This window comes from Deltaproteobacteria bacterium GWC2_65_14 (assembly GCA_001797615.1).
In the GTDB taxonomy this organism is placed as follows: Bacteria; Desulfobacterota; Deferrimicrobia; order Deferrimicrobiales; family Deferrimicrobiaceae; genus GWC2-65-14.
The window spans coordinates 1-6,974 of record MGPV01000015.1 but is presented as its reverse complement, the minus strand read 5'-3'; the positions used below and the strand labels follow the sequence as shown (position 1 = coordinate 6,974).

Annotated in this window: 8 protein-coding genes; all 8 read right to left on the bottom strand. The window is 68.5% G+C overall.

What is annotated here, in order from left to right; genetic code table 11:
- Positions 1-96: 96 nt before the first annotated feature.
- Positions 97-582: an SsrA-binding protein gene (locus A2X88_07725; protein OGP35260.1), complete on the bottom strand. Its 486-nt coding sequence runs from the start codon at positions 580-582 to the stop codon at positions 97-99.
- Positions 579-1,862, bottom strand: coding sequence for a hypothetical protein (locus A2X88_07720; protein OGP35259.1), 1,284 nt, complete (start codon positions 1,860-1,862; stop codon positions 579-581). The genes A2X88_07725 and A2X88_07720 overlap by 4 nt, the downstream gene beginning before the upstream one ends.
- A 94-nt stretch (positions 1,863-1,956) precedes the next feature.
- Positions 1,957-2,364: an aspartate 1-decarboxylase gene (locus tag A2X88_07715; GenBank protein ID OGP35258.1), complete on the bottom strand. Its 408-nt coding sequence runs from the start codon at positions 2,362-2,364 to the stop codon at positions 1,957-1,959.
- Positions 2,361-3,221: a pantoate--beta-alanine ligase gene (locus A2X88_07710; protein OGP35257.1), complete on the bottom strand. Its 861-nt coding sequence runs from the start codon at positions 3,219-3,221 to the stop codon at positions 2,361-2,363. The genes A2X88_07715 and A2X88_07710 overlap by 4 nt, the downstream gene beginning before the upstream one ends.
- Positions 3,221-4,015: a 3-methyl-2-oxobutanoate hydroxymethyltransferase gene (locus A2X88_07705; protein ID OGP35256.1), complete on the bottom strand. Its 795-nt coding sequence runs from the start codon at positions 4,013-4,015 to the stop codon at positions 3,221-3,223. The genes A2X88_07710 and A2X88_07705 overlap by 1 nt, the downstream gene beginning before the upstream one ends.
- A 198-nt stretch (positions 4,016-4,213) precedes the next feature.
- Entirely contained in the window at positions 4,214-4,864 is a 651-nt protein-coding gene (locus tag A2X88_07700; GenBank protein ID OGP35255.1) for a deoxyadenosine kinase, read from the bottom strand.
- 88 nt (positions 4,865-4,952) lie between these two features.
- Positions 4,953-5,765 carry a ribosomal RNA small subunit methyltransferase A gene (locus tag A2X88_07695; GenBank protein OGP35263.1) on the bottom strand — a complete coding sequence of 271 codons (813 nt, stop codon included), beginning with the start codon at positions 5,763-5,765 and terminating at the stop codon, positions 4,953-4,955.
- Positions 5,766-5,781: 16 nt separating this feature from the next.
- Positions 5,782-6,780, bottom strand: a complete 999-nt coding sequence (locus A2X88_07690) for a tRNA (adenosine(37)-N6)-threonylcarbamoyltransferase complex transferase subunit TsaD (protein OGP35254.1) — start codon at positions 6,778-6,780, stop codon at positions 5,782-5,784.
- Positions 6,781-6,974 lie beyond the last annotated feature (194 nt).

Here is a 6,974-nt window from a genome sequence, read left to right as displayed (position 1 = left end):
TCGGCTTGCTCCGCCACGTGATGTGCCCCGTCGCAATCGTGCCGTTGAACGGGGACCCGCAGCGATGCGGGGGATGGAGGGCCGGCATCCAGGGAGCTACTCCTCCCGGGAGGGGCGGCGCTTCCCCTTCATGGCCCGGTCGATGTCGCGGCGTGCGTCCCGCTCGGCGATGTCCTGACGCCGGTCGTAGAGCTTCTTGCCCCTAGCCAGCCCCATCTCGAGCTTCACCCGCGGCCCCTTGAGGTAAAGCCGCAGCGGCACCAGGGTCAGCCCCCGCTCCCTCGTCTTCCCGCCGAGGTAGTCGATCTCCTTCCGGCGCAGCAGGAGCTTGCGGGTCCGCAGCGGGTCGATCGTCCGCAGGTCTCCGTGGGAGTAGGGGGTGATGTGCAGGTTCTCCACGAACGCCTCCTCCCCCTGCACCGTCCCGTAGGCCTCCTGGATGTTCGCCCGTCCCTCGCGGATCGACTTCACCTCGTAGCCGTGGAGCACCAGCCCGCACTCGAACTTCTCGAGGATGTGGTACTCGTGGCGAGCCTTCCGGTTCGTGGAGATCGTCTTTTCGGCCGGCGTCTTTTCCGTCACGGTCGCTCGTGCATCCTTTCTCCGGCGATCAGGGTCAGGCGGACGTTCGCCGCCCCGACCCGCTCTCCCATCCGGGCGAACAGGTCCCCGTCCTCCCCCCCGCCGGGATCGTCGACCGCGACGAGATCGGCCGGAAGCCCCGGCTGCAGGGCGCCCGACGGGATCCGGAGGGCGCGTGCGCCGTTCTCCGTGGCCGCGCGGAAGATCCTCCGCCAGAGCTCCGGACCGGCGAGATTTCCCCGGTAGAGCCCGGCCGCGGCCCGCATTTCCTCCCAGAGGGAGAGGGAGGGAACCGACGCCAGGCTGTCGGTCCCGAGCGCGAAGGGGATCCCCGCATCCACGAAGTGGGTCAGGTCGGGCGACCCGTTCCCGTGCGCCGCGTTGCTGCGCGGGCAGAGGACGAACCTCGCCCCCCCGTCCCGCAGCTCGTCGATCTCCTTCCGGGACAGGTGGACAGCATGCACCAGGACGACCCCCTCCCGCAACATCCCCGCCCGGGCCAGATACTCCGGGACCGGCATCCCGATCCCGCGGAAGAAGGAGACCTCCTTGCCCACCGCGGGGTAGAGCCGGGACCCGACTTCCCCCTTCCCGTCGCGCAGAAATTCCATCTCCGCCCGGGATTCGGCCAGGTGCAGCGCGACCGGGAGATCCAGGCGCGTTCCCAGTTCCGCGAGGCGCCGCAGCAGGTCCGGCCCCACCGTGTAGAGCGTATGGGGAGAGACGCCCGGCGCTACCTTTCCGCCCCGCGCGGAGGAGAGCTCGCCGAGCCGGACCACGGCGGCCTCCACGGAGGAAAGGACCGTTTCCGCCACCTCGGGGAGGAACCCGACCCCCTCCGCGAAGATCCTCCCCCGGAGCGGAAGGACCGAGTATGCGCCGATCTCCGGCCCCGCGATCTCCCCCACCGCGGTCGTCCCGGAGAGGATCGACTCCGCGGCGGCCGCCGCCACGTTGCCGGAACATTCCTCGGGAGAAACGCCGCGCTTCCAGGCGATGATCCGCAGGATCCATTCGACGAAGGACAGGGATTCCCACGCCCCCCCTCCGGGAGCGGGAATCCGGGGGATCTGCAGGTGGGCATGGGCGTTGACCAGGCCGGGGAGGAGGAGAAGCCCGGGAAGGTCGACACGGTCGAACCGTCCCGGAAGATCGCGGGCGACGTCGCCGGGCGGACCGGCCGCGATCACGGCCCCCTCCGCGATCGCCACCGCCCCGGGGGAGAACACCCGCTCCGGGTCCGCGACGAGCCGGCTCGCCACGTAGACCGTTTTCCGCATCCCGGGCTTCACGGTTTTCGACCCTCTCGAAAAAACGTCCCGGGGACCGGCAAGTGCCGGGCCGGGACGGTCAGGATCCGTGTGAAGAACGTCCCTATGATTGCAGGGCGGCGACGCGGGGGCGCGGACTCCCGGACTCCACCTTCCGCTTGACGGAGGTGATCCGGTTCTTCCCGTCGACGTAGACCAGGGTCGGCTGGAAGTTCGCCAGCTCCTTCTCGTCGTAGGAGGCGTAATTCGCGATGATGATCAGGTCCCCCTTGCTCACCTGGCGGGCCGCCGCCCCGTTCAGGCAGATGACGCCGGAATCGCGCTCCCCGTGGATCACGTAGGTGGAGAAGCGGTTCCCGTTGTCGATGTTGTAGATGTGGACCTGCTCGTACTCGATCAGCCCCGCCGCCTCCATGAGCGTCTCGTCGATCGTGATGCTCCCCTCGTAGTGGAGCACCGCCTCCGTCACGGTCGCCCGGTGGATCTTGCACTTGAGCATGGTGCGCATCATGTTGTCCCCCCTCCTTCCAGGGTGATATTGTCGATCAATCGTGCGGGGCCGACCCTCGCGGCCGTAAGGATCGTCATCCGTTCCGCCCGGCCGGACACCGGCAACAGCGTCTCCGGATCCCGGGCCTCCGCATATTCCAGCGCCGCCCGCGGTTCCGTCTCGATCTCCCGTCGCGCAACGGCCGCCAGCTTCCCCGAATCCCTCTCCCCCGCGAGGAAAAGCTCCCTCGCCCGGAACAGCCCCCGGGAGAGGCAGCGGGCGGTCGCCCGGTCCTCCACCTCCAGGTACCGGTTCCGCGAGCTCATCGCCAGCCCGTCGGGCTCCCGCACGGTCGGGGCCCCGACGATTTCCACATCGATGTCCAGGTCGCGAACCATCCTCCGGATCACCGCGAGCTGCTGAAAATCCTTCTCCCCGAAGATCGCCAGGTGCGGCTTTCCGACATGCAGCAGCTTCGCCACCACCGTCGCCACCCCCCGGAAATGCCCGGGACGCCGGTCCCCGCAGAGCCCCTTCGAAACCTCCCCCATCTCGACGAAAGTCTGGTACCCCTCCGGGTAGACCTCCCCGACGCCGGGGAGGTAGACCGCGTCGGCGCCTCCGTCTCGCAGCATCGCCAGGTCCCGCTCCTCCTCCCGGGGATACCGCTCGAAATCCTCCCCCGGCCCGAACTGCGTCGGGTTCACGAAGATGGTCGCCGCGACGGCGCCGCATCCCCGCTCCCGGGCAACCCGCAGCAGGCTGATGTGCCCCTCGTGCAGGCAGCCCATCGTCGGGACGAGTCCCAGCCGGGTCCCCGCCAGCCTGCTGGCGTCGGCCCAGGACTGCATCTCCCGCGGCCGCCGGAAAATCTCCATCAGTACGAGTGCTCCTTCCCGGGGAACGTCCCCCGGCGCACCGCGTCCGCGTAGGCCCGGACCGCCTTCTGGACCGGGGCTTTCAGCTCCGCGAACCGCTTCACGAACTTCGGCCGGAAGTCGTCCAGCAGCCCCAGCAGGTCCTGCATCACGAGCACCTGGCCGTCGCAGCCGGCTCCCGCCCCGATCCCGATCGTGGGGATCGAAAGCCTCTCCGTGATTCCGGCGGCCAGGTCGGCCGGGATCCCTTCCAGCACCAGGGAGAAGGCCCCCGCCTCCTGCACGGCGAGGGCGTCGTCCATCAGCCGCTGCCGCTGCGCAGCGTCCTTCCCCTGTACCCGGTATCCCCCCATCCGGTGGATCGACTGGGGGGTGAGCCCCACATGCCCCATCACCGGGATGTCGCAGTTCACGATCGCCCGGAGGGTCGCCTCGATGTTGCGCCCCCCCTCCAGCTTCACCGCCTCGGCGCCCGCCTGCAGCAGCCTCCCCGCGTTCCGGATCGCCTCCGCGGGCTCCGCCTGGAAGGACAGAAAGGGCATGTCCGCGACGAGCAGGGCCCGCTTCCGCCCCCTGCCCACCGCCGCGGTGTGTCGCTCCATATCCTCCATCGTCACCCCGAGGGTGTCGGGGAGCCCCAGCACCACCTGGCCGAGCGAGTCGCCGACCAGGAGGATATCCACCCCGACCTCGTCGAAGATCCGGGAGAAGACGACGTCGTAGGCGGTGATCATGACGATCTTGCCGCCCTCCGCCTTCCTCCGGGCGATGTCGGGAATCGTGGTCTTCTTCAAAGTCGCCTCTTGAAAAACAGGGACGGTCCTGGCGTCCACTTGTTGATACCTCAACGTCTGTCGTGAACTGCGGTCCCTTTGTTCCCCAGATATGCCCTCTATCAGGACCGTCCCTAATGAAAAAAGCCTTCCGGAATCGTATCCGGAAGGCCGCTCTCACGCGCGCCCGCGCTCTTACGATTCCGTCTCGGTCCGGTGCTACCTGGATCCCAGCGGTATGTAGTGTTGCGTCCCCCGTTTCGCGCTCTTGACTTCCCGAAACAGCTGTTCAAGGTCGCGGGGGCTTTCCACGAAGTCGATCTCGCTCGTGTTCACCACCAGGAGCGGAGTCTCGTCATAGTGGAAAAAGTACTCGTTATAAGCATCGCTGAGCGTCCGGAGGTAGTCAAGGGAAATGTTCCGCTCGTATTCCACCCCCCGCTTGCGGACGCGGGAGAGAAGCACCTCCGGGCGGGCCTGCAGGTAGATCACCAGGTCGGGACGCGGGACCGTGGGAACGAGCAGCTTGTAGATCATCTCGTAGAGGGAGATCTCGTCCTCCTCGAGGTTCAGGAAGGCGAAGATCTTGTCCTTGGCCAGGACGTAATCGGAGACGATCCCCTTCTCGAAGAGGTTCCCCTGGGCGATCTCCCGCTGCTGCCGGTACCGGGACAGGAGGAAGAACAGCTGCGTCTGGAAGGCGTACTTCCGTCGCTCCTCGTAAAACCGTTCCAGAAACGGGTTGTTGCCGACCTCCTCCTGGACAAGCCTGGCACCGAACTTCTGGGCCAGCAGCTTGGCGAGGGAGGTCTTTCCGACTCCGATCGCCCCCTCGATCGCGATGTATCGGGGTATCTTCCGGTCGGCCATGTCCGCTCAATTGTAGTCGTCCGGCCCGGAAAATGTCCACTATATTTCCGGCGCTTCGCCTCCACCCCGGACCCGGAGAACCCGCGGGCTATCCCGGGCCGGGGTCCTTCGGGAGGGCGGCGGCCAGTCTCAGGTAGGACTCCGGGGAGACGGCCTCGGCGCGCGCGGAGGGGTCGACCCCGGACCGGGAAAGGAGGTCGCACCACCGCTCCGTGCCGCCCGGGAGAAAATCGACGGGAGCGTTCCGAAGCGTCTTCCTCCTGCGCGCGAAGGAGGCGCGGACGACCGTCTGGAGCCGGCGGAACGTCTGTCCGTCGATATCGGGCCGGAACCGGATCGAAAAGACGGCGGAGTCGACCTCCGGGGAGGGGGTGAAGCAGGTCCGGCGCACCGGGAACTCCAGCCTGGCTTCCGAGAGGACGGAAAGGTAGACGGAGAGGATGCCGTACTCCTTCCCCCCGGGGGAGGCGCACAGCCGTCCGGCCATCTCCTTCTGAAGCATGAGCACCGCGCGGGGGAAGATCTCCCGCAGTTCCATCAGGCGGAGAACGATCGGGGAGGAGAGGGAGTAGGGAAGGTTCCCGACCACGGTTCCGCCCCGGGGGAAGCTGCGCAGCCACTCCCCCCCCGGGACGGGGAGGAAGTCGGCTTCCAGGATTTCGACGGAGGTCCCCGCGTACCGCCCCCGCAGGAACTGCGCCAGGCCCCGATCCACCTCCACGGCGACCGTTTTCTCCCCCGCGTCTGCCAGGAGCGCCGTCAGCGCCCCCAGCCCCGCCCCGATCTCGAGAAAGGGAGGGCCGAGCTCCCGGGCGACCGCCACGATCTTCCTCGCGACGTTCCGGTCGTGGAGGAAATTCTGGCCGTGTCTCTTCCGGGGAGAAATCCCGAGTTCCCGCAGGAGACGACCGGGGTGGTCAGCGGGAGAACCGGGAGGCCGCATACGCGTTCAGCTCGAGTCCGGAGGCCCTGCCGGCGGACAGACGGCGTTCGCCGAGGAGCGCCACCATGGCCGCGTTGTCGGTGCAGAGGGCGAGAGAGGGCAGGAAAACCCGCACGCCGGCGCGGTTCCCCTCCTCGAGGATCCGGGACCGGAGCCGGGAGTTCGCGGAGACCCCGCCGGCCAGGACCACCCGGGGGATCCCCTCCCGCGTTGCCGAGGCGAGCGTCTTCCCCACGAGGACCTCCACCACCGCCTCCTGGAAGGAGGCGGCGACCTCCTCCGGGCGGGCCTGTTTCCCCGCGGGAGAGGAGAGGAAATTGCGCAGGGAGGTCTTCAGCCCCGAGAAGGAGAAGTCGGCCGAATCCCGGGAAAGCCATGCCCGCGGAAACGGGATCCGCTCCGGGTCCCCCGCGCGCGCGAGCCGGTCGATCTCGATCCCCCCCGGGTAGCCGAGTCCCATCCGCTTCGCCGCCTTGTCGAACGCCTCCCCCGCCGCATCGTCCCGCGTCCCTCCGAGCAGGTCGACCCCGTCCCACCCGGACACCCGGAACAGGGAGGTGTGCCCCCCCGAAACCAGGAGGGCGACAAAGGGGAACTCCACCTCCTGCTCGAGGAAGATCGCGTAGATGTGCGCCTCGAGGTGGTCCGCCCCGTAGAGCGGCTTCCCCCAGGCGTAGGCGAGCGACTTGGCGAAGCAAAGTCCCACCAGGAGCGACCCGATGAGACCGGGGCCGGCGGTCACCGCGACGCCGTCGATCGTGTCCTTCCCCGACCCTGCCTCCGCGAGAGCACGCTCCACCACCGGGACGACCGCCCGGATATGCTCCCGGGAGGCCAGCTCGGGGACCACTCCCCCGTAGAGGGCGTGGATCGTGACCTGGGAGGAGACGACGTTGGAGAGCACCCCCCCCGCGGAGTCGTAGACCGCGGCGGCGGTGTCGTCGCAGGAGCTCTCGATCCCCAGCACGCGCATGCCCCCAAGGTACCACAACCGCCGCCCAGGGCGGGTCGCACCGACACGGCGTAAGTCGCAAGGCCCCCCCCTGGCACGCTTTCGGGGCTCCGCCCGCCGCCTCGTCGACCCCCCCCGCATCGCTGCGGGTCCCCGGCTGACGGGTGCCGCAGTTGCAGGCGCCCTCGGGACGGGGCGCATCATGGGCGGAGCCA

Coding starts and splice junctions, on each gene's coding strand:
- A2X88_07720 (OGP35259.1), bottom strand. CDS start 1,862: ATGCGGAAAACGGTCTACGTGGCGAGCCGGCTCGTCGCGGACCCGGAG.
- A2X88_07690 (OGP35254.1), bottom strand. CDS start 6,780: ATGCGCGTGCTGGGGATCGAGAGCTCCTGCGACGACACCGCCGCCGCG.
- A2X88_07715 (OGP35258.1), bottom strand. CDS start 2,364: ATGATGCGCACCATGCTCAAGTGCAAGATCCACCGGGCGACCGTGACG.
- A2X88_07700 (OGP35255.1), bottom strand. CDS start 4,864: ATGGCCGACCGGAAGATACCCCGATACATCGCGATCGAGGGGGCGATC.
- A2X88_07710 (OGP35257.1), bottom strand. CDS start 3,221: ATGGAGATTTTCCGGCGGCCGCGGGAGATGCAGTCCTGGGCCGACGCC.